Raw genomic sequence first — 21,421 nt, 5'->3', positions numbered from 1 at the left:
GCAACGGGATGATTTTGCGGGCAAACCTGTTCATTTATTGAGCAGAAATGCCGATAGCTGCCAGCAGGCGTCGGCCAGCCCCGTTTCGTCGGTGTCGATCTCGCATTCGGCTGCCAACGGCGCCTCGTACGGACTGTCGATGCCGGTGAAGTCCTTGATCCGCCCCTGCCGGGCCGCTTGATACAAGCCTTTGGGGTCGCGCTGTGCACACACCGCGAACGGCGTGCTCACATACACCTCAATGAAATCGCCCTCGGTGAACAAGCGCCGGGCGGTCTCGCGCTCGATGCGAAAAGGCGAGATCGCCGCAACGATCACAATCAGCCCCGCATCCACCATCAACCGCGCCACCTCGGCCATGCGTCGGATATTTTCCCGGCGACAGTCAGCCCCCATCCCCAGATCCCGGCACAAGCCGTCACGCAGGTTATCGCCATCCAGCAGAAAGGTGTGCAGCCCGCGCTGATTGAGCTGGACTTCAAGGGCATTGGCCAGCGTCGACTTGCCCGCCCCGGACAATCCGGTCAACCAGAGGCAACGCGGTCGCTGGCATTTGATTGAGGTACGCGACTCCTTCGACAGCGCCAGCGAGTAAGGCCTGACATCCGCAACGGACACCGACTGCGCTTTATTCATAGCCGAGCATCTCGTAGTCGCGCTGATACGCCCGACGCACCAGCCGACGGGTGCGCGCCGAGCAGAAATCACGCGCGCGCATCGGTTGTCGTTGCCGGGAGCTGTTGACGTGAGGCAGCACCATCGAGCGCCCCAACTGCTCGCAGACCAGCTGAAAATCCCGTTCCAGATGCTCCTGGTAACCAATGAAGTCCAGCGCCAGATGCCCCAGGGAGTCGGTGAGGAAATCCGTTTGCGCGGCGAAATGCAATTGCCGCTGGATCGTTTCCGGGTGCAGCCAGCGAGCGACGAAGTCGTCGAAGTCGCGGTAGTGGCTGACCAGTTTTTGCGCCGCATGATCGCGCCGGCCCAACTCGTTACCCCGCAGAAACGCGTAGGCCGAATAAGCCCGTTCCAGAGGATCACGCACAAAGGCGAATTTGAAACTGGCTGCAAACTGTTCGGCAAACTGCTGCTCGTACCAGTACAACGGCAAGTGACCCGGGCTCCAGTTCTCGAACATCGCCGCGCAGATGCTGCTCCCGGCGCATTTGGGCACATGAATGTACAGACAGGAGAGCTGCTCGAAGGCCTCGGGGAAACGCACATTCGCCGACATCGATTTGTTCACCACCTGGCGGTCCACCACCGACAGGCGACCCAGCAGAAACGCCCGCTGCGATTTGGGTAAGAGCTTCCAGAGATAACGTTGCAGCATGGCAGTACCCGCGCGACGGGGATGGCCCCATCGATGAAGTCAAAGTTCGTTCAGGAACCTTAACAAGCGAGTCGCAAAGATTTATGCCGGTTTGGTCAAGAAGGGTAAAGGTCTGGATACAAATCGCCGGGCGCATTGCGCGCCCGGTGAACGAGTGTCAGGCGATGTCTTCAGCCGGGGCGTCGAGGCCCATGGCGTTCAGGCGGGCGTAATAACCGTTGTGCGCCAGCAGCTCGGCATGGGTGCCGCGCTCGACGATCCGGCCCTGATCCATGACCAGGATCAGGTCAGCCTTTTCGATGGTCGACAGTCGGTGAGCGATCACCAGTGTGGTCCGGCCTTTCATCACTTGATCCAGCGCCGCCTGAATGTGGCGCTCGGATTCAGTGTCGAGCGCCGAGGTGGCCTCGTCGAGAATCAGCAACGGTGCGTTCTTCAACAGGGCTCGCGCAATCGCCAGACGCTGACGCTGACCGCCGGACAGCAGCACGCCGTTCTCGCCGACCTGGGTGTCCAGGCCTTCGGGTAACTGCGCGATGAAATCCATGGCGTAGGCGTCTCGCGCTGCTTTCTCGATGTCTTCACGCGGCGCACCAGCCAGATCGCCATAGGCAATGTTGTTGGCCACGGTGTCGCTGAACAGCGTCACATGCTGGGTCACCTGGGCGATGTGCTTGCGCAGGTTCAGCAGCTTGTACTGCTCCACTTCAACACCATCGATCAGGATCTCGCCCTTGTCGTGGTGATAGAAGCGTGGAATCAGGTTGGCCAGGGTCGACTTGCCACTGCCTGAGCGTCCGACCAGTGCCACCATTTGCCCCGGTTCGACCGAGAAAGTGATGTCATTGAGCACCTGGCGATCGGTGTCCGGGTAAGTGAAGCTCAGGTTGCGGACGTCCAGGCGACCGGTGACGGCATCGCGCTCGACGGTGCCGGTATCGACTTCAGGCGCAACGTCCAGTTGTTCGAAAATACTCTCGGCACCGGCCACACCTTTCTGGATGGTCGAGCTGACTTCGGACAACTGGCGGATCGGCTTGGGCAACAGGCCAGCGAGGGTGATGTAGGCAACCATGTCACCGGCCGAGGCATCGCCGCGCAGGTACAGCACCAGGAACATCAGCACCGCCATGGCGGTGTAGATCACCAGTTGCAGCAGCGGCGTGTAGATGGCACCGGTGCGGGTCATTCGCAGTTGCTTGTCGGTGTTTCCCTGGCTGGCGTCGAAGAAGCGTTTTTCTTCGTAGACTTCGCCACCGAAGCTGCGCACCACGCGATAGCCCTGAATGGTTTCCGAAGCCACGTGTGTCACGTCACCCATGGCCAACTGGATTTTCTTGCTTTGCTTGCGGAATTTCTTGCTCGCGGTGCGCACCATGACCGCGATCAACGGCAGGATGGCGACCATGACCAGCGTCAGGCGCCAGTTCATGAACAGCAGCGAGGCAAACAGGAAGATCACCGTCATGCCCTCACGGATTACGACCTTGATCGCATCTGTGGCCGCCCCGGTGACCATCGTCACGTTGAAGGTGATACGCGAAATCAGATGACCCGAGTTATGCTTGTCGAAATACCGGTTGGGCAGAACCAACAGGTTATTGAACAGCTGTACTCGCAGATCATGGACTAGACCCAGGGAAACTTTGGCTAGAAAGTAGTTGCCCAGATAAGATCCCAACCCTTGCCACGCGGCGATCAGAATGATCAGCAGCGGCACCGCCTGCAACAGTTGCAGATCGCGCAGGTAAGGCACCGTCGGGAAGAGCGCTGCCTCAGGGTTGGACAGCCCATCGACAAAGTACTTGAGGATGTAGCCGAGCATTGGCTGGGTCGAAGCGAAAATCAGAAAGCCGACGATGCTGATCAGGAACAGACTGATGTACGGCCGGACATAGCCGAGCAGGCGGAAGTAGATTTTCAAGCTCGATGGGCTTGCGGAGAGACTGGAGTCGGTCATATCACGCGTTTGTCGATAAAAAGGACGCTGACTTTAGCACAGCTTCTTCAGGGTTCTGGCAATCGCATAAAGGCTGTTATTGTTACACATCGAATTAAGCATCAAATAGCCATCACCCCGAAATGGCCGATCAACTTCAGGATTGAATCTCTCAGCATGCAACTCAGCGGTTTCAATAGTGCGTCAAATCGAGTTTTCGATTTCATTTGCCTCTGGATTCTTCCACTCGGCTATCTCTTGCTCCTGTGTGCCCTGTTCTTCCTGCCGGGCCGAAGTTTGCACCACAAGCTTTTTTATGGCTTGTTCAGCATTCCGGCGCTGATCGCCCTGTGCTTGCGCCCCCGTGAACTCAAGGAGCTGGTTCGCGAACCGATCTTCGTCGCCGTATTGGTGTTCGCGGCCTGGGCGCTGGTGAGTTTGTGTTGGGGACCGGGCAAAGAGAGCTTCGTCGGCCAGTTGAAGCCGCCGCTGCATACCCTGCTGTTGTTCGTTGGCTGCTACATGCTGGTGCGCTATCGCAGCGAAATCATTCAGCCCTTGCTATTCACTGCGGCAATGGTCGGACTGATCGGCACCACCCACGATCTGTTCCTGTTCGCCCGCATGTACCAGCCCGGCCTGCGCTTGATCGGCGGCGGCGCGTTCGACAATCCGCTGCTGAGCTCTCACATGTACGGCTTTTACGCAGCCTACTGGATGAGTATGAGCATGATCTGCAAGCGCCGTCACATGCTCTGGCTGAGCCTCCCGGCACTGGCGATCATGTTCGCCGCCGTGATCGGCACCGGCTCCCGGACGCCTCTGGTGGCATTGACGCTGGCGGCGCTCTGGCTGGGCTTCATTTGCTGGAATCGCCGCTCCATCGTTTTGCTCGGGGCGCTGCTTGCCAGCGGAGCCGCAGTTTATCTACTGTTTTCGCGCATGATCATCGAGCGAGGCGATTCCTACCGCCTCGAAATCTGGCAACTGGCCTTGCAGAAAATTGCCGACCATCCCTGGATCGGTCATGGCTATAGCGCCAATCTGGCCATCGACCCTGGCGTCGGCGTCAACTATCAGGAGCCCCACAGTTTTGTCCTGGGCGTGCTCTATTACGTCGGCATTTTGGGTTTGTTGCCTTGGTTGTTTTCCCAGTTCTGGGGGTTGTTCAGCAGTTGGCGCAATCGCGTGCAACCCTTGCTCATTATCGCTTCGACCTGGCTGATATTCGGTATCGGCGCGGGCTTGACCGAAGGCGGCGGCATTATCTCCCGGCCCAAGGAACACTGGTTCCTGCTGTGGATCCCGCTGGCGCTTATCGTCGCGCTCAACATCAATCAGCGCACCAGACGCTTGCTGGCGATGCCCATCAAGACACTCACGCCGACAGCCCAGCAACAACTGACCGCCAGCGCGCAGGTGATCGAAGAGGATGGCTTGGGCCCAAAAGTCCTGCGCCTGCTCGATGGCAGCTTCCTCAAGCTGTTTCGTGGCCGCCGCTGGTACACCTCGGGCAGTTTCAACCCCTACTCCGAACGCTTTGCCGTCAACAGCGAGCAACTGCGCAATCTGGGAATTCCTGCCCCGCCTATTCTTGACCTTTATCGCCTCGCGGACGGCAGCAGTGCCGTGCACTATTCGCCGCTGCCCGGCAATACACTGCGCCAGGTCCTGCAAGGCATTACCGCACCGGCGGTGCGTCAGGCGCTGGTGGAGCGTTTCGGCAAGTTCATGGCCCAACTGCATGAACAAGGCGTTTATTTCCGCTCGCTGCACTTGGGCAACGTGCTGGTGCTTGAAGATGGGGATTTCGGCTTGATCGATGTGGCCGACATGCGCATCTACCCATCTTCATTGAGCCTGGCCCTGCGCCAGCGTAATCTGCGCCATATGCAGCGCTACACGGTGGACAGGCGCTGGCTGTTCGAAGAACACTTCGAAGCGTTGCTTCAGGGCTATGCCATGAAAGCATCGAAGTCCGCCGTCGATAACTTGCACAGGCAAGTGCTGGCCGGGAGCACCCCGGCCCGGGCTCATTGATGACTGAAACCAACCCACTCATTGCGCTGGCAGCTTATCTGCTGGCCATTGCGACCTCAGCCCTGCTGTTGCGCGCAGTGCCAAAAATCGCCCGGCACATCGAGCATTCCGGTGAAAGCCGTTATGCCAGCATCGACGGGCTGCGCGGTTATCTGGCATTCGGTGTATTCGTGCACCATTCGATCATTACCCTGATATTCCTGCGCACGGGCGTGATTGATTTTCCGCCGAGCAATCTCTACTCACAGCTCGGACAAGGCAGTGTCGCGCTGTTTTTCATGATCACCGGCTTCCTGTTCTGGAACCGATTGCTCACCCAGGGGCGCCAGCACGACTGGCTGGCCTTTGCGATATCGCGGCTGTTTCGTCTGTATCCGTTGTACTTGCCGCTGATGTTGATCGTGTTTGCCACAGTGTTCTACCTGCAGAACTGGGAGCTCAAAGACTCCGGCATGCGCTTTGCCGGCCAGATCCTGGCCTGGCTGACCTTCGACCGTCCGGACGTCAACCAATACCACCAAACCGGCATGCTGATCTCCAATGTCACCTGGACCCTGGGCTACGAAGTGTTTTTCTATATGGCGCTGCCCCTTGCCGCCATGGTGTTTATTTACCGGGGCAGTTGGCTGCAAGTGGTGCTGTGCCTGATCGGTATTTACGCCCTGTATAAAATAATCGGGATGGAGCATTCGCTGAAAAAACACTTTCTGGCGAGTTTTCTCGGCGGTATCGGCGCTGCGTACTGGATTCGCCGACCGCACCTGGTGGCCTGGGGTCAGTCGCGAATGGCGGGGATTATCGCGCTGCTGGCATTGGCAATCGCTTTCACGGTATTCAACCGTGCCTTCAGCCTGAGGCCAATACTGCTCATGTCGTTGTTTTTCGTGATCGTGGCGTCCGGCAACACCCTGTTCGGCGCGCTGAAACCACGCAGCATTCGCTGGCTCGGCGAAATCAGCTACAGCACCTATTTGCTGCACGGCTTTGTGCTGTGGGTGTTGATCCAGCGACTGCCGTTGGTGCTTGATCTGGATGTTCGCGATATCTGGACCTTCCTGCCGCTGCTGGCCGTGTGCAGCTGCCTGCTGATCATCATCAGCAGCCTGACGTTCCTGTACATCGAGAAGCCGGGCATTACAGCCGGCAGAAAGGTGCTGCAGTGGCTGCGCCAACGCAAAAAAGCCGACAAGGCTCTGGCAGAGAAAATCGCTCGCTGAAGCCGACGTTCTGTGTAACAGCTGGCGAAACCTGCTGCCACACAGAACACATCAAGGCGGGATCAGTCTTTTTCCAGCGGCGAGAAGTACAGCCGCCCCAGGCCACGCCAGGTCTTTTTGTTCCAGGCCTTGAACGGGATTTGCGCCAGCAGTTCGCGGGCCAGCTGACGATCACGGTTGGCGGTCTTGAGGAACATCGAGCTGAGGAATTTGTAGCGAACCTCGTCGTACAGCGGATGATCGCTGAACAGCGCGTAGGAACGCAGGATGTTATCGACCATGAAGCGGTGGTTTTTATAGGAGTTGGTGGGGTGCTTGCGATAGCGCGCCATCAGCACGTTCAGGCCATCGATAAAGTACCCGGCGTGGGTCACTTTCAGTTCGATCAACAGGTCTTCCAGGCGAATGTCTGGATCGAACCCACCGACCTTGTCCAGCGCTTCCCGGCGGATCATCAGGGTGGGCGCGGGCGGATAGGGTTTACGCTCCAGAAACATGTCATCGAAGTCGAGACGGCGAAACGGCACATCACGGCGCTGACGCTTCTCCGGGTACAGATCGCCGTCGGCGTCGATCAGCTCGATATTGCCGGCGCAGATACCGACCTCGGGCTTGCCGTCCATGTACTCAACCTGAATAGCGATGCGTTCCGGCAGCATGATGTCGTCGGAGCCGAATGGCGCGATCAAACTGCCGCTTGAGCGCGCAATGGCAGCGTTGAGTGTGTTGGTCAGGCCCTGATTCTGTTGAACCCGAAAATCGAATCCATATTGCGCCTGCAGCGCATTGATGCGTTCAACGCTGTCATCTTTGGAGCCGTCGTCGATCACCAGAAGTTCGATATTTTTGTAGGTCTGGTTGAGGACGCTGAGAATGCTTTGCTCAATATAGGGAGCGTGGTTGTACGACGCGATGATGACCGTGACGAGAGGTTGCGCGGCGCTCATGGCTGCTCCTTGCGGGCTTGATCCAAGCCGGAGTCGATCAGGTTCAGGTACTCCTGACGGAACACCCCGATGTCGTGTTGTTCCTGCAGATAACGATAGGCCTGCTCGCCCTTGGCCTTGAGCTCGTCATCCGACAGCCCGAGGTAGGTATCCAGCGCAGCGACCAGGCTCGGCACATCCTTGGGCGTAATCGCCAGCCCGCCCGCCCCTTCAATCAGGGGCAGCATGGCCGGCACGTTGGAGGCGATGACCGGCAGGTGACCGCTCATGCCTTCGAGCAGCGCCAACCCGAGGCCTTCCGCCAGGGACGGCATGGTCCAGATGTCGAAGGCGCGGATGTACTGCAAGGCGATTTCCTTGAAGCCCAACAGGTGCGCACGACCGGTCAGGCCCAAGCGTTCAATCTCGGCCTTCAGGCGCGACTCTTCACGACCGGCACCGATGATCGCCAATTGGCTGTTCGGGTACTTGTCCTTGAGCGCGGCAAACGCCTGCAACAGATAGGTGTGGCCCTTGACCGGCACCAGACGCCCGAGCGCGCCAATCAGGCGCACCGTCGGATCGATGCCAAGCATTTCGCGGGCGCGCTCGCGACTGTGCTGCAAACCTTCGGCCTGCTCGATGTCGATAGCATTGGTGATCGCGTAGGTGTTCTGGTCGGTGAAACCGCAATCGCAGTCCAGCAGGTACTGCTTGACCGCCGGCGATACTCCGACAAAACGCCAGTGACGATCGATCAGGCGCTGGGTCTGGCGGCGTCGGTAAAACCGGTCGTACTCGCCAAAACCGTGGGAAATGCCAATGCACAGCGGCACCTTCAACCAGCGGTTCAGCGTGAGCATCATGTTCACGGGCTTGAAGCGGTTGCAGATCACCACGTCGAACTTTTGCGCGCGGCAAAACTTGTACAGCGTCCACATCGCCCGCAGGCGCATGCCTTTGAGGGACTTGTCGGAAAACTCGAAATACACCGAACGGTCGGCCCGGCTTACCGCCTCACCTGGCCCGGGCTTGCCACGCAGGAACGCCGCCGTCACTTCATAGCGATCACCGGGCAGCGCCTTGACGATCTGCTCTGCGAGGTCGGCAAAATCATGGGCTTTGACGTTGTAGTCAGGCTGCAATTGCAGAACCTTTAGCCGCTGGCTCATAACTCTCCCCGCTGAGAAGCGTTTGTTGGTGTGTGCTTGAGTATCCACAAGAGCTCGTGACGTCGAACCGCCTTGCGGAAGAATTCATTCTCGCCGTAGGCCGGCGGCTTGCGCTTGGCCAACAGTCGCTGGATCAACCGGCGCAGACGACGCTTGAACGGCATGGGCGGTTGCAAGTCATGCATCATGCCCAGCGCCATGGCTTTATCGCGTTGAAGCTCCAGCGACAACGGCAGGCAGCAAGGCTGCATCGGCGTGGCCGGGTCGAAGGCTGGCGGCAACGCGACGCCATGACCGGCGTCGCCCATAGGCCAACGGTCGTTGTCGTGCAGATGGTTGGCGTAGCCGAGCAGTGTGGTCGGCTGCCATTCCAGGCCTTTCAAGGCTTCGAGGACCGCTTGTTGGGCACAGATATGATCGGGGTGCGGATCGAGGGTCGGGTGCGGCAGCACGATCACTTCAGGGCGCGCACGTAGCAGCAGTTCACGCAGATCGGCCAACAGATTGTTCCAGGTCGGCGCGCCGTCGGCATCGCCCGGCAGGGCAAACGGGTTCAACTGGCGGAACAGCCGCGTGTCACCAAGATCCGCTTCGCGCGAAGCGATCGGTTGCGTCGGTGCGGCCTGCATCGCCGCCAGTTGCAGACAGAAATAACCCAGCTGCACGCAATGCGCTTGCGGCACGCCAGCCCAACGCGGCACCGCGATGCTGTCCCAGGCCCGCAAACGACCCTTGAGGCGCGCCGCTTCGACCTTGCTCAGACCGATCTGTTGATAGTGTTCGGCTTCGATTTCACCCGCCGTCAGGGTGACGATCCAGGCTTCATCGGCCTGGCTGTACAAACCATAGGCGGCCAGTTCGGCATCGTCGGCGTGAGGCGCAATCACCATCACCCGTTGACGACGGAAGTCAGGTTGCTCCAGCGCCCACAACACCGGCTCGCCGAGCAGGCGGCAGAAGCGTCCACGCAGGCGCAACTCACCGCGCGACAGCACTTGTGCCTGGCCACTGAGGTTCAGGTAACGCAGGCCGTTTACACCGCGTTCAAAGGTTTGGCGGTCCGGGTTATCACCACCCGACAGCTCCACCACCGGATCGATAAAGCGACCGAGCCAGCTGCTTTTGACCCGCAGCGCCAACACCAGCGTGGCGTCGTCGACCAGCATCACGCCGTCATCCAGCCGCAAACACTCGCCGTCCAGGTGCACCTTGGGTTGCGGGGTGTAAGGCGGGAAGCTGTATTGGTAATCGTCTTTTGGGGAGTAAAACAGGTGGTCGGCGAACCAGGCCTCATGGGCAATCCAGCCCAGCACGGCAAGCACCAACGGCAGCCACCAGGCCACCAGCACGCCGAGGGCAATCAACAGCACCAGCGCGATCAACAGGCTGATGCGTTTGTTACGCCGATGGCGCTTGAGCAGTTGCTGTTTGCGGCTCATGGGTTCACTCACACGGTAAAAACCGGCACAGGATTGCACCAGCGGTCTTTGTATTCCCGGTCGGCGCGGCCGAAGGAAAACCGCAAAGGCTTGTCGAGGGTGCGAGCATGTTCCCAGGCACTTTGCGTGTTGAGGAAACTCAGCACGCTGCCGGGGCTGAACTCGCGGGTTTCGGGATCGACGCCACCGTTGATGTACTCGACGCTGATCCATTCCGGCGCTTCGACGCGGTACACCAGTTGAATCGCGATCGGTGCATCGTTGAGGAAAATCACCGAACCGATCAGTAAGTCGCGCAGCAGCTCGATCACCTCGCCCATGCGCTCTGCACCGGTAGCCGGGAAGCCCCAGCGACGCTGGAACAGGTCGCAATAAATCGCGGCCAGCTCGGCACTGGAAAACTCGGCGACCGGTCGCACAACGCCACCGGCTTCTTCCAGCAGGCGCAACTCACGGCGCTGGTTGTAACGGAATTTTTTCGACAGTTCTTCGGGCGTGCGCGCCATGGCCAGTTGTTCGGCCTGTAGCTTGATTTCGCTGAAACGGCCTTCGCTAAGGGCCGACAAATAACGCCCGCGATGGCGCAGCGGTGCTTGTGCATCGGCAGCTGCCGGCAGAATCACCTCGGCATTGCCGAGGTCGAACAAGCCTTTTTTGCCTCGGCGCTTGAGCACGTCCTTGGACAGCGCCAAGTCGCGTCCCCAGGTCGGGATGGCGGCTTTGACTTCACCGTTTTGCTCCCAGGCCAGGTAGCGCACCGGGATGTCGGCCAACTGCGCCAGGCGTTCAACCACCATGGGATGCGTCGCGACGCTACCGCCAAAACGTTGCCAGGCCTGTGCATAAGTCGAGGCGTCGACCACCGTCCAGCCACGTTCGCGCCAGCCTTGAAATCGGTTGAGCATCAGCCCCTCGGTGCCAGTTCTGTGACGTGTGGCAAATGCCAGAAAGCCTCGCGCACGGCGCGGTCGGAGAAACGCTCTCGCAAGCGGTCGAGCATCATCTCGGCACACTGGTGACGCTGCTGCTCGTCCATCGCGGCCAGATGGTGCAGCCCTTGAGCCAGGCGCTCGGCATCGCCCAACGGGAACAGGATGCCGACCCCTTCCACGACTTCCCTGGCACCACCGCACGCGGTCGCGAGCAACGGCACGCCGGCGGCCATGGCTTCGAGCAGCACCATGCCGAACGGTTCGTGATCGGAGCTCAAGGCAAACACATCGAAGGCACGGAAGTAGCGACGAGCATCCGGCACTTGACCGAGGAACAGCACCCGATCGCCGATACCCAGTTCCCGTGCCAGTTCCTTGAGGTCCTGTTCCAGTCGACCTTTACCGAGAATCACCAGTTGGCTATTGGCCGGCAACTGCGGTAATGCCAAGGCAAAACCGTGCAGCAGCGTGGCTTGGTCCTTGTCCGGATGCAGTCGCCCGACGTTACCGACAATCCAGGCATCAGCCGCCAGGCCCAGGGTTTCCCGAGCCTCCCGAACCGATACCTGACTGGTTTGCAAGGCTGGCACATCGATGCGGTTATAGAGCGTCTGAATTCGCCCGGCCGGCCATTTCGGCAGGCAACTGCGCATGTCGTCACGCACCGAGTCGGAAATTCCGAGCAGGCTGAGGCGCTTGCGGAAGATATGAGCGAACAGCTTGCGAGTGCCGCGCTTGTAATCGCCAAACCCGTGATGCACACCGATAACCGGCAACGAAGTGCCGAGCAAGGCGATGTAGATCGGCTTGAAGCGGTGGGCAATGCAGAAACTGAAATTGCGCGAAGCGGCGATCTTGCGCAGATCGCCGATGGCGCCCAGCTTCAGGCCACGAATGGCCTTGGAGCTGTATTCCATGAACAGCACTTCATCGGAAGCGCAGCCCGCAGCGACCTCACTGTCGGCGGCCCCGGTCAGAAAGACCGTGGTCACTCGATAGCCGGTCCCCGCGAACAGGCTGGCGTACTGCCGGGCGCAGTCCAGAAACGGGCCGTCATAGCCGTGACAGAACTGCAACACATGGCGTTCAGCCGAGCGAGTCATATGCGTCAGCGCCCTCTTTAACCACCAGGATGTCTTCCATGATCAGATACTGTAGGTCAGAGCCGAAGAACATGTTCAGGGCATCGGTCGGCGAGCAGATCATCGGCTCGCCACGACGGTTGAGCGAAGTGTTCAGCGACACGCCGTTGCCGGTCAGCACTTCCAGCGCCTTCATCATGTCGTAGTAGCGCGGGTTGTACTCGCGCTTGAGCACCTGGGCCCGGGACGTACCGTCTTCGTGGACGACTTCCGGCACGCGGGTCTTCCACTCTTCCGCCACTTCAAAGGTGAAGGTCATGAACGGCGCCGGGTGATCGATCTTGATCATCTGCGGGGCCACGGTGTCGAGCATCGACGGGCAGAAAGGCCTCCAGCGCTCGCGGAACTTGATCTGGTGGTTGATACGGTCAGCCACGCCGACAGCACTCGGGCAACCGATGATCGAACGACCGCCCAAGGCACGCGGACCGAACTCCATGCGCCCCTGGAACCAGGCCACCGGGTTGCCGTCGACCATGATCTTGGCAATGTTTTCCGGCATGTTGGCGAGCTTGCGCCAGACCGGCTTGCTCGGGTGACGGGCACAGGCTGCGAGCACGTCTTCGTTGGTGTACGACGGGCCGAGGTAGACGTGTTCCATCTTCTCGACCGGCACGCCACGGGCATTAGACACATACGCCGCCGCGCCGACCGCCGTACCGGCATCGCCGGAGGCAGGCTGGACAAACAGCTCCTTGACGTCATCGCGAGCGATGATTTTCTGGTTGAGCTTGACGTTCAACGCACAGCCGCCGGCGTAAGCCAGTTTGCCGGTTTCCTTGAGCACGTCGCCCAGGTAGTAGTCGATCATCTGCAGCGAGATTTTCTCGAACAGCGCTTGAATGCTCGCGGCGTAATGGATGTACGGCTCGTCGGCGATGTCGCCTTCGCGCTTCGGTCCCAGCCACTCGATCAGCTTCGGCGAGAAGTAGTAACCCTTGCCCTTTTCTTTGTAGCGACGCAGGCCGATGACGTTGGCGTAGTCGGTGTTGATCACCAGCTCGCCGTTTTCGAACGAAGCCAGGCGCGAGAAATCGTACTTGCTGGCGTCGCCGTACGGCGCCATGCCCATGACCTTGAACTCGCCGTCGAGCATATCGAAACCGAGGAACTCGGTGATCGCGCCATACAGGCCGCCGAGGGAGTCCGGATCGAAGAATTCCTTGATCTTGTGGATCTTGCCGTTCTCGCCGTAACCGAAGAAGGTCGTGGCGTACTCACCCTTGCCGTCGATCCCCAGGATCGCGGTTTTCTCTTTGAAACCGGAGCAGTGGTAAGCACTGGAGGCGTGGGCCAGGTGGTGTTCGACCGGCTCGATCTTGATTTTTTTCGGATCGAAGCCCAGTTGCTCGAGGCACCAGACAATCTTGTTGCGATAACGCTTGTAGCGACGGTTACCCATCAGGATCGCGTCAAGAGCACGATCCGGGGCGTACCAGTAACGCTTGGCGTACTGCCAGCGAGCCTTGCCGAAAATACTGATCGGTGCGAATGGAATCGCCACCACATCAACGTCGGACGGCTTGATGCCCGCCTGCTCCAGGCAGAACTTCGCCGACTCGTAGGGCATGCGGTTCTTTGCATGTTTATCGCGCACAAAGCGCTCTTCTTCAGCCGCCGCGACCAGCTTGCCGTCGATGTACAAGGCTGCGGAAGGATCATGGCTAAGGGCGCCGGACAGGCCAAGAATCGTCAATGCCACAGGGGTCTAGCCTCTTTAGTCTGCATGCAGGCGACAAGCGCCTCAAAAATTAATGTGCCCTCGCAAGCGGCGAGAGACAGCTAAAGGGCGGGATTATAGCTTAAAAGCGGCGGCAAACCTCTAGCCGGAAACGGAGGGCGCGCGCGTTGACAGTAGAAGGTCGTCGACATAGACTCCTGCGCAAATGGACTGGGGGATCCCGGTCGGCGTTCTGGCCTCGGTGAGTTTCACCGGGGCTTTTCGCTTTCTGAAAGGGGGAAAATCTTTAAACCCCAGTTTTCAAAACCCTCTCCCACGTTGTTACGACCGCCACTGCAGTAGAACTTGCGTTTGAGCACGTCAAAGGCACGGTTTTCCTGGCCTGAACGCAAAACGCTCATACCAATGGGTCTTGCAACAAGATCCGCCAACTGTAGCCCCGTGGAATTCACTTGTTTGGTTGCAAAGACAATATCGAACGGAAGCTGAATGCCCAATCGGTTCACGCCGTCGCACATTCGGCGAAACTCCAACTCAAGCTCGTTATCCTCCCGCTTCCCCCGACGCTCGAAAATCACATGGGTCAACGCACCCTGCTGATTCTTTTCCTGTAGAAACTCGTAAAGCGTTTCCAGACAGAAGCCGAGAGCGACGTGATAAGGATTGTGAACCGGGCCCTGTTTTTCACGGAGTGCAGCTTTGTCGATGACGCAACTGATCAGGACGAAATTGCTCGCATCAATGATGCCCGTCAACTCCTCCAGAAAGGCATGTTTGTGTTGCCTGGACGTAAAAAGGCTAGAGAACGCTCCCTTTTCTTTTCGAATTTCCAACTCATGCAGACCAATCAGGTCGTGCCCCATGTGATTGAATTTGAACTTCTGAAGGGCAGGAATAACCTTTTCGCAATAATGCCTTTTATGAAAAACACAAAATGCGAGCACGAACATTGGATAGTTTGGATCTAATGTTTGCATCCCATGATCGCCGCTCTCGTCGACGTAGATGATGTAGTCGCTGTACTTCCCGGTTGGAGGCAAACGCGTTTGCGAATCGCCATTAGCGTTGAACTCGCTTTCGTTTTCAAAAAGAAAAAACTGTTGGGAATACAACAGAGTCACCCACGGCCTGGGCGCCAGTAAATGCTGAGATTGCCGTCCGTAGCCTGGCGGTAGATCGTAAACGGCAAAGACACGGTATCGAAGACACCCGACAGGCCCAGGTCCAGCAGCACGAACGGCACAAGGAAGCCGGTCGGATCCGGCGGGGCATTCAATACGCAGAAGTCATAGGCCAGACCGCTGTAAATGCGGGGAATGGACTGACAGTAGGTTTTTTGTTTTCTGAGACTGCGGGCTGCGTCTTCATCATCTTGCAGCACCGTCATTGTGGTCCCGCAGCCGGTCAGCGCGAGCGAGAAAGCACCCAACATAACAGCGATTTTTATGGTCAAGATTTGCCCTCCGTGAACGTCAGGCAAACTAGCATCGTGGCTATTCAGGGCACAGTTCATGGGGTCTGTAGATCATGTAGGACGTTTCATTAAAACTTGTCCCCTAATCTTTGTTGCCCCATCGGCCCCCATCGCGAGCAGGCTCACTCCTACACTGGGATCTGCGTCGTGCACAAAACCCCTGTGGGAGCGAGCCTGCTCGCGATAGGACCGAAGGTCCGATTCAAGCAGCTCTGGAGATATCTTTGGGTAGACGCTGATCAATGACCTGATACAGCGCGCTGCTCTCAGGCCAGTTGCGCATGAACCGCGCCCGGTCCCGCGCATAGGCCGGGGCAAAGCTGCCCACCGAGCCATGCTGACACATCGAGTCCAGGTCAATCAGCGCCCAGCGATCTTCCTGCCAGAACAGGTTGTGGCCCTTGAAGTCACCATGACTGATGCGCGCGCCGATCAGTTCGGCGAACAAATGATCCAGCGCCAGCAGTTCCCCTTCAGGTGCATTGCCGCTTTCAACATAAGGCGCAAAACGCTCGATGATGTCCGGCCCCGGCAAATACTCGGTCACCAGATAGGCCCGACTGCGCAGCCAGAAAAAACGCGACTCCAGCAATGCCAGCGGCTTGGGCGTGGCGATACCGAGGAACGCCAGGCGATTGCCTTCGCGCCAAGAGTGCCAGGCACGGCTCGGACGCCAGAAGCGTTTGAGCCAATGGGCAAAGCCTTTGATGTTGTAGCGCTTGATGACCAGCGTCCGACCATCGAGCTCGACTTTTCCTACACTCGCCGCGCCACCGGTTTTGTACAAATGGCCTTGATCGAGCAAGGCATCGGCCTGCTCCAGCACCGGCAGCATCGCCGCCTCTTCCTCACGACGAATCGCCCGCAGACCAAACGCCCCGCGCTGGACGCTGAACAGCGTGCATTCGCGGCCGACCTTGATCAGAAAGTCTTTCAAGCGCCAGGTGCGAACCTTATCGATCTGCTTCTGCAAGGCTTCCATGGGCAAGGCGTGCTCGCCGTTGCTCAACAGGTAATACACCAGCAGTTCTTCGATGAACGGTTCCAGCGTCTTGGGCAACTGCGCAAAAAATACGCCGAGGTTTTCCAGGACTTTGTTGCGCGACAACGGTTGACCCGGCGTTTCAGCACAGACACCGCCGCCATCGATCAGGTACAAGCGGCCGCGCTGACGCAGCAGGTTGTCCAGATGCAGGTCTTCCTGCCACAGCCCCTTGCGATGCATTTGGCCGATTGCGCCCAATGCCTCGGCAATCACCGCCCCTTGCATATCCGCCAACACGGGCAAGTGTTCGACTTTTTTCCAAGTCTCCCCCAGGCTTTCGGCGCCCTCGAGGAAATCGAACAGCAGCCAGCCGCCCTCGCCTTCCTTTAGCCCATCCGCCAGCAACTGCGGGGTGGTCAGGCCTTGATCGGCAAGCAAACGCACGCCGGCCAGTTCACGCTGAAAATGTCGCGCTGCCTTGCTGCCGACCAGTAACTTGGCCAGCACCGGACGGCCACGCCACACGCCGGCACCGACATAACGCTGCCCCGGCAAAACCCGCAGCAGGCTCAACAATTGCAAATCGGCGGGACCTGCGGCATCGGCCAGCGCAATGCTCATGGGAAGACTCGGTGTGCGGCCAGCGTTTTTCAGCTCGGACAAGCGCATCAGCGGGTCTCCTTGCGACTGCGTCGCGCAGTCAGACGTGACACCCAACTGTCCACCAGCGAACTGTCCGAGGGCTGATCGACATAGACCGCCAGCAATTCGCGCAACTGCGCGTCGGTCCACTCCGGTGCGCGACGCAGCAACGGCTCCAGGTCCTTGACCCGATCACGCTGACCGAACAGCAGCGGCCGGGTCTTTTCTAGGTCGATCAACTGAGCCAGATACCCGTCGCCCGTCGCCTGAAGAAAAATATGCTTGGGGTAGAAACAGCCATGAACCTGACGCACGCCGTGCAGACGTCGCGCCAGCTCACCACAGGCTTTGAGAATGGCCGAATGTTGCGCCTCGCTCAGGTCCGACCAGCGCTGCAACAGCGAATCCAGGTCATCCCAACCGTCCAGCGCGCGAGTCAGCAGCACCGCGCGGACTTCGCCGCTGACTTTACGCTCACCAAAAAACGCTGCCTTCAGCGCCGGAATACCGAGCTTTTCATAGCGGCTGATGTTGCGAAACTCACGGGCAAAGCTCGGCTCGCCAAAGGGCGCGTGGAAGGTGCGCGTCAGGTAGTTGCTCTGGCGCTTGAGGTAAAAACCACGACCCTCCAGGTCCAGCCGAAACACACTGCTCCAGCCACCACCCACGGTGTTGGGCTCATCCACGGCTTCGAGCTGTTTGGCCCAGAGCGCATCGAACGTGCCGAGGCCATGGCGCTCAAGCAGCGCACGGTCTTCAGCGGCCAGAAAATCAGTCATTCGCGTCCCTCGAAAAATCTCACCACGTGCCGGATGCGTTTCTTGTCGGCGGCATTCAGCCGGTCACGCTGGCGGTATTGCAGGTAAAAGCGCAGGCGCTGGGTCGCCGACAGGTGATATTTGGCCACCTTGTCCAGGCAGGCCAGGTCTTTGGTGATGCGGTATTTAAGCCAGAAGCCGTGCCAGAAATCGCCATTGGGGCAATCGATCAGGAACAGTCGGGCTTGATCATCGACCAGCAGGTTGCGCCACTTCAAATCGTTATGGGTAAAGCGATTGTCGTGCATGGTCCGGGTGTAACCGGCCAATTGCCGACTGATGGCGTCGACCCAGGCACGGTCTGCCAACTTGGCGTCGCGGCGCTCGGCGAAGGCCGACAGGTCTTCGGTGTTGGGCAGTTCGCGGGTGATCATCGCCCCACGACTGTAGGCTGCGCCACGTCGCTCCAGGCCCCAGGCCACCACTTCGGCGGTGGGAATGCCCCACTTGGCGAAGCGTTTGAGGTTCTGCCATTCGGCCTTTACCCGGGGTTTGCCCAGGTAACGACGCAGGCCTTTTCCAGCGCCGACGTAGCGTTTGACGTAATAATTGACGCCGTTGCGATTGACGCGGATGACCTCGGACAACGGGTCGCGGGTCACGCGCTCGCCTTGCAGCGCGAACACCGCTTCAAGGCTGCCAAAATCTTCTGCCAAATCGCTGTAAGCGGGCTCCAGTCTCCAACCCGCCATCAGAGCGCATCCCCATATCGCTGTTTACGGTCATAGAGTTTATTGGCCTTGCCTTCAAGCCAGGCGAGCAATGACGCTTCCTCGGCCAGAATCTGGCGCAGTGGCTGCTGGAAGTAGCCCTTGAGGAAACGCATTTTGTCGCGCCGGGTCAGGCCAATGTCCAGGGCCGAAAAGTACAGCGCCGCCAGATCCTTGTTGCGCCAGCGCTGGGTGATCGCCGGGCGGGTCTGGGCACGATGCAGGTCGATCACCGAGAGTTTGAAATCATCCGCCGTCACCGGTTTGTCGGTGTGCAGCAGGAAGTGGCAGATGTAGCAGTCGCGATGGTTGACCCCGGCGCGGTGCATCATGCCAGTCATGCGCGCGACTTCGGCGATCAGCGCTCGCTTGAGTTTTGGCTCGGGCGGGTTTTTGACCCAATCAATGCTGAAGTCTTCGAGGCTGACGGTCGGCGCCAGTTCTTCGGTGACGATGAACGAATGCTGATCCGCCGGGTTGCTGCCCTTCTCGCCGTAAGCCACGGCGGTCATGGTCGGCACGCCGACTTCCTGCAAGCGCTGAATGGCTTTCCATTCCTGACCCGCGCCGAGGACCGGCAGCTTGGCCGTCAGCAGGTTCTTGAAGATCTCGCCCCAGCCAATGCCCCGGTGGATCTTCACGAAAAAACCATTGCCGTTCACTTCAGTGCGCAAGGTCCGGCGCGCTTCCAGCTCACGGTAAACCTCGCCCTCGAGGCCTTCGACTTCGGTGAACGCATCGCGTCCGGCCCAAAGGCTCTTGAACGGTTCAGCCAGCATCAACTTCATTAAGCGTGCTCCGCCAGAATCACATCGGCCGCGCGTTGCGGCATGCTGTAGAGGTCGGCCGTCTCGGCAAAGGCCAGACCGTTGCGGCTCCAGGCCGCCCGTGCTTGAGCGTCATTCAACATGCCGGTCAGGTACTGCGTCAGTTGTGCCTGCTCGAAGGGTTCGTCCAGCACCAGACCGGCATCGGCCTCGGCGATGTAATGGGCGTAACCACAGACCGCGCTCACCAACACCGGCAACCCGGCCACCAGGGCTTCGAGCAACACGGTCCCGGTGTTTTCGTTGTACGCCGGGTGGATCAACAGGTCAGCGCCGAGCAGGAAACGCGGGATATCGCTGCGCCCCTTGAGGAACGTCACGTTATCGCCCAGACCCAAAGCAGCGCTCTGCATCTGGAATAATTTGGGGTCATCCTGGCCAATTACAAACAGCCGGGTGCGTTTCTTCAGATCGGCGGGCAAAGCGGCCAGCGCCTTGAGGCTGCGATCCACGCCTTTGGTCTTGAACCCGGAGCCGATTTGCACCAGCAGCAGTTCATCGTCTTTCAGGTTGAACTCGGCTCTAAAACCGGCACGAATCTCGGCGGCATTGGCCGGCGCGCGACGGTCCTGGGAGATCCCTGGCGGCAGCAGGTGAAAACGTTCCAGCGGCGTGTCGTAATGCTTGATGAACAGCGGCTGCTGCACTTCGGAAATCATCAGCACTTCAGTCTTGGCGTCCTTGGCGAACACCGCGCGCTCGTACTCGGCGAAGTGCCGGTAGCGGCCCCAGCGACGGTACAGCGAGTGCCGCAGGTTCTGCGCCTTGTCTTCGAAACAGCCGTCGGCGGCGTAGTAAACGTCCAGGCCCGGCATCTTGTTGAAACCGATCAAGCGGTCCACGGGGCGCCTGGCCAGATCCGCTTCCATCCACTCGCTGAGTTTTTCGTTACGGCGATGATTGAACAGCGCCTTGACCGGCGCCACCAACACTTCGAAACCCGGCGGAACGTCGCCTTCCCAGATCAGTGTGTAGACACGAATCTGATGGCCGCGCTGCTGACATTCGAGGGCGATGCGCATGAAGTCACGCTGCAGCCCCCCGAACGGAAAATACTTGTACAAGACGAATGCCAATTGCATCAGCGCAGCTCCTCAGCCAGTAACAACGTGCTCAGTCGGGTCGCGACACGCTCGGGATTCAGACGCGTGAAGCACAACGGCCACTCGCGTTTCAGGTTGAACTGACGGGCATCCTGTTCCGTCGGTTGATACGTGCATTTCTTTTGCAGGCACGGGGCGCAGGGGAAATCGCTGGCGATGTGAATCTGCGCTTTACCGTAGGCACCGGTCAGGCCCGGGTTGGTCGGGCCGAACAGCGACAGGGTCGGGACGTCGAGCGCGGCGGCCAGATGACCCAGGCCGGTGTCCACGGCGACACAGGCCTGCGCGCCGGCCAGCACTTTGCCGACACCGGCGAGGTTCAACTTGGGCAACACTTCGACATGGCGGAACCCGGCGGCAATGCGCTCGGCCCGGGCTTTCTCGATCGGGTTGCCCCACGGCAGCTTCACGCCGACGCCCAGATAGCCGACGCGCTCGGCCAGCTCGCGCCAGTAGGCTTCGGGCCAGTGTTTGGTGTCCCACGTGGTGCCATGCAGGAAAAGCACGTACGGATTCTTGCGCGGCAGTTCGACCAGGCGCTCGACGTTCAGGCCGTAGTCGCCCAAGCCTTTGGGCAAGTCATAGCCCAACGCCAGAGCGAATAGCTGGCGCACCCGCTCCACCGCGTGCTGCCCACGCCCCACCGCCAGACGACGGGAGTAGAAACGCGCCGCCACCGGCTCGCGCGCCGAGTCCTTGTCCAGCCCGGCAACGGGCGCCTTGACGTAGCGTGTTAACCAGGCGCTTTTCAGCAGGCCCTGGGCGTCGATCACCAGATCATATTTTTCGGCACGAATGGCTTGTTTGAAGCGCTTCCACTCGCCGCTCTTGATGGTTTGCCAGAGGTTCTTGCGCCAGCGACGGATCGCCACCGGGATCACCTTGCCCACGGCCGGGTGCCAGGTCGGAATCTCGGCAAAGCCTTCTTCCACCACCCAGTCGAACTTGATGCCGGGGATCGCCCGCGCCGCGTCGGTCAACGCCGGCAACGCGTGAATCACGTCGCCCAGTGAAGAAGTCTTGATCAGCAGAACCCGCAAA

The 21,421-nt window shown here is 59.5% G+C and carries 19 protein-coding genes; 2 read left to right on the top strand and 17 right to left on the bottom strand.

Features of this window, described 5'->3' with window-relative positions; genetic code table 11:
- Positions 1-30 precede the first annotated feature (30 nt).
- From cysC to msbA, 3 genes are all read right to left on the bottom strand, one after another.
- Positions 31-636, bottom strand: a complete 606-nt coding sequence (gene cysC, locus AC07N8_RS13560; protein WP_493144024.1) for an adenylyl-sulfate kinase — start codon at positions 634-636, stop codon at positions 31-33.
- Complete coding sequence (locus AC07N8_RS13555) at positions 629-1,333, bottom strand: sulfotransferase family 2 domain-containing protein (protein WP_483841067.1); 705 nt, start codon at positions 1,331-1,333, stop codon at positions 629-631. The genes cysC and AC07N8_RS13555 overlap by 8 nt, the downstream gene beginning before the upstream one ends.
- 157 nt (positions 1,334-1,490) lie before the next feature.
- Positions 1,491-3,293 carry a lipid A export permease/ATP-binding protein MsbA gene (gene msbA / locus AC07N8_RS13550; RefSeq protein ID WP_027922025.1) on the bottom strand — a complete coding sequence of 601 codons (1,803 nt, stop codon included), beginning with the start codon at positions 3,291-3,293 and terminating at the stop codon, positions 1,491-1,493.
- A gap of 156 nt (positions 3,294-3,449) precedes the next feature.
- Between msbA and AC07N8_RS13545 the strand changes: the two genes are divergently transcribed.
- Together AC07N8_RS13545 and AC07N8_RS13540 are read left to right on the top strand one after the other, a co-directional pair.
- A complete protein-coding gene (locus tag AC07N8_RS13545; protein WP_493144022.1) occupies positions 3,450-5,312 on the top strand; it encodes an O-antigen ligase family protein in 1,863 nt (620 codons plus the stop codon).
- Positions 5,312-6,529 carry an acyltransferase family protein gene (locus AC07N8_RS13540; protein WP_493144020.1) on the top strand — a complete coding sequence of 406 codons (1,218 nt, stop codon included), beginning with the start codon at positions 5,312-5,314 and terminating at the stop codon, positions 6,527-6,529. The genes AC07N8_RS13545 and AC07N8_RS13540 overlap by 1 nt, the downstream gene beginning before the upstream one ends.
- A 62-nt stretch (positions 6,530-6,591) precedes the next feature.
- Here the strand turns inward: AC07N8_RS13540 and AC07N8_RS13535 are convergent, their stop codons facing one another.
- The 14 genes from AC07N8_RS13535 to waaC form a co-directional block, all read right to left on the bottom strand.
- The gene (locus AC07N8_RS13535) at positions 6,592-7,476 is read right to left on the bottom strand and encodes a glycosyltransferase (protein WP_493144018.1); all 885 of its coding nucleotides are present in this window, start codon (positions 7,474-7,476) and stop codon (positions 6,592-6,594) included.
- Positions 7,473-8,627, bottom strand: coding sequence for a glycosyltransferase family 4 protein (locus AC07N8_RS13530; RefSeq protein ID WP_493144016.1), 1,155 nt, complete (start codon positions 8,625-8,627; stop codon positions 7,473-7,475). Before AC07N8_RS13530 ends, AC07N8_RS13535 begins: the two co-directional genes overlap by 4 nt.
- A complete protein-coding gene (locus AC07N8_RS13525) occupies positions 8,624-10,066 on the bottom strand; it encodes a PIG-L deacetylase family protein (RefSeq protein ID WP_483841061.1) in 1,443 nt (480 codons plus the stop codon). Before AC07N8_RS13525 ends, AC07N8_RS13530 begins: the two co-directional genes overlap by 4 nt.
- Positions 10,067-10,074: 8 nt before the next feature.
- Complete coding sequence (locus AC07N8_RS13520) at positions 10,075-10,971, bottom strand: antimicrobial resistance protein Mig-14 (RefSeq protein WP_493144015.1); 897 nt, start codon at positions 10,969-10,971, stop codon at positions 10,075-10,077.
- Positions 10,971-12,101: a glycosyltransferase gene (locus AC07N8_RS13515; RefSeq protein WP_493144013.1), complete on the bottom strand. Its 1,131-nt coding sequence runs from the start codon at positions 12,099-12,101 to the stop codon at positions 10,971-10,973. The genes AC07N8_RS13520 and AC07N8_RS13515 overlap by 1 nt, the downstream gene beginning before the upstream one ends.
- Positions 12,085-13,842 carry a carbamoyltransferase family protein gene (locus tag AC07N8_RS13510; protein ID WP_310266764.1) on the bottom strand — a complete coding sequence of 586 codons (1,758 nt, stop codon included), beginning with the start codon at positions 13,840-13,842 and terminating at the stop codon, positions 12,085-12,087. Before AC07N8_RS13510 ends, AC07N8_RS13515 begins: the two co-directional genes overlap by 17 nt.
- Before the next feature lie 227 nt (positions 13,843-14,069).
- Positions 14,070-14,936 (bottom strand): DUF3800 domain-containing protein, encoded by an 867-nt coding sequence (locus tag AC07N8_RS13505; protein WP_493144092.1) that lies wholly within the window; start codon positions 14,934-14,936, stop codon positions 14,070-14,072.
- Positions 14,937-14,938: 2 nt separating this feature from the next.
- Positions 14,939-15,274, bottom strand: coding sequence for a YceK/YidQ family lipoprotein (locus AC07N8_RS13500; protein WP_483841058.1), 336 nt, complete (start codon positions 15,272-15,274; stop codon positions 14,939-14,941).
- 223 nt (positions 15,275-15,497) lie between these two features.
- Complete coding sequence (locus tag AC07N8_RS13495) at positions 15,498-16,949, bottom strand: lipopolysaccharide kinase InaA family protein (RefSeq protein WP_493144012.1); 1,452 nt, start codon at positions 16,947-16,949, stop codon at positions 15,498-15,500.
- A complete protein-coding gene (locus tag AC07N8_RS13490) occupies positions 16,949-17,701 on the bottom strand; it encodes a lipopolysaccharide kinase InaA family protein (protein ID WP_483841056.1) in 753 nt (250 codons plus the stop codon). Before AC07N8_RS13490 ends, AC07N8_RS13495 begins: the two co-directional genes overlap by 1 nt.
- The gene (locus AC07N8_RS13485) at positions 17,698-18,432 is read right to left on the bottom strand and encodes a lipopolysaccharide kinase InaA family protein (RefSeq protein WP_493144010.1); all 735 of its coding nucleotides are present in this window, start codon (positions 18,430-18,432) and stop codon (positions 17,698-17,700) included. Before AC07N8_RS13485 ends, AC07N8_RS13490 begins: the two co-directional genes overlap by 4 nt.
- A complete protein-coding gene (rfaP, locus tag AC07N8_RS13480) occupies positions 18,432-19,238 on the bottom strand; it encodes a lipopolysaccharide core heptose(I) kinase RfaP (RefSeq protein ID WP_483841054.1) in 807 nt (268 codons plus the stop codon). Before rfaP ends, AC07N8_RS13485 begins: the two co-directional genes overlap by 1 nt.
- Positions 19,238-20,359, bottom strand: a complete 1,122-nt coding sequence (locus AC07N8_RS13475) for a glycosyltransferase family 4 protein (RefSeq protein ID WP_483841053.1) — start codon at positions 20,357-20,359, stop codon at positions 19,238-19,240. The genes rfaP and AC07N8_RS13475 overlap by 1 nt, the downstream gene beginning before the upstream one ends.
- Positions 20,359-21,420: a lipopolysaccharide heptosyltransferase I gene (gene waaC / locus AC07N8_RS13470; RefSeq protein ID WP_493144008.1), complete on the bottom strand. Its 1,062-nt coding sequence runs from the start codon at positions 21,418-21,420 to the stop codon at positions 20,359-20,361. Before waaC ends, AC07N8_RS13475 begins: the two co-directional genes overlap by 1 nt.
- Between the last annotated feature and the right edge of the window lies 1 nt (position 21,421).

Source organism: Pseudomonas sp. GW821-FHT10C09, assembly GCF_059415465.1.
Note: the sequence above shows the minus strand (reverse complement) of the source record. Positions and strands in the feature narration are given on the sequence as shown.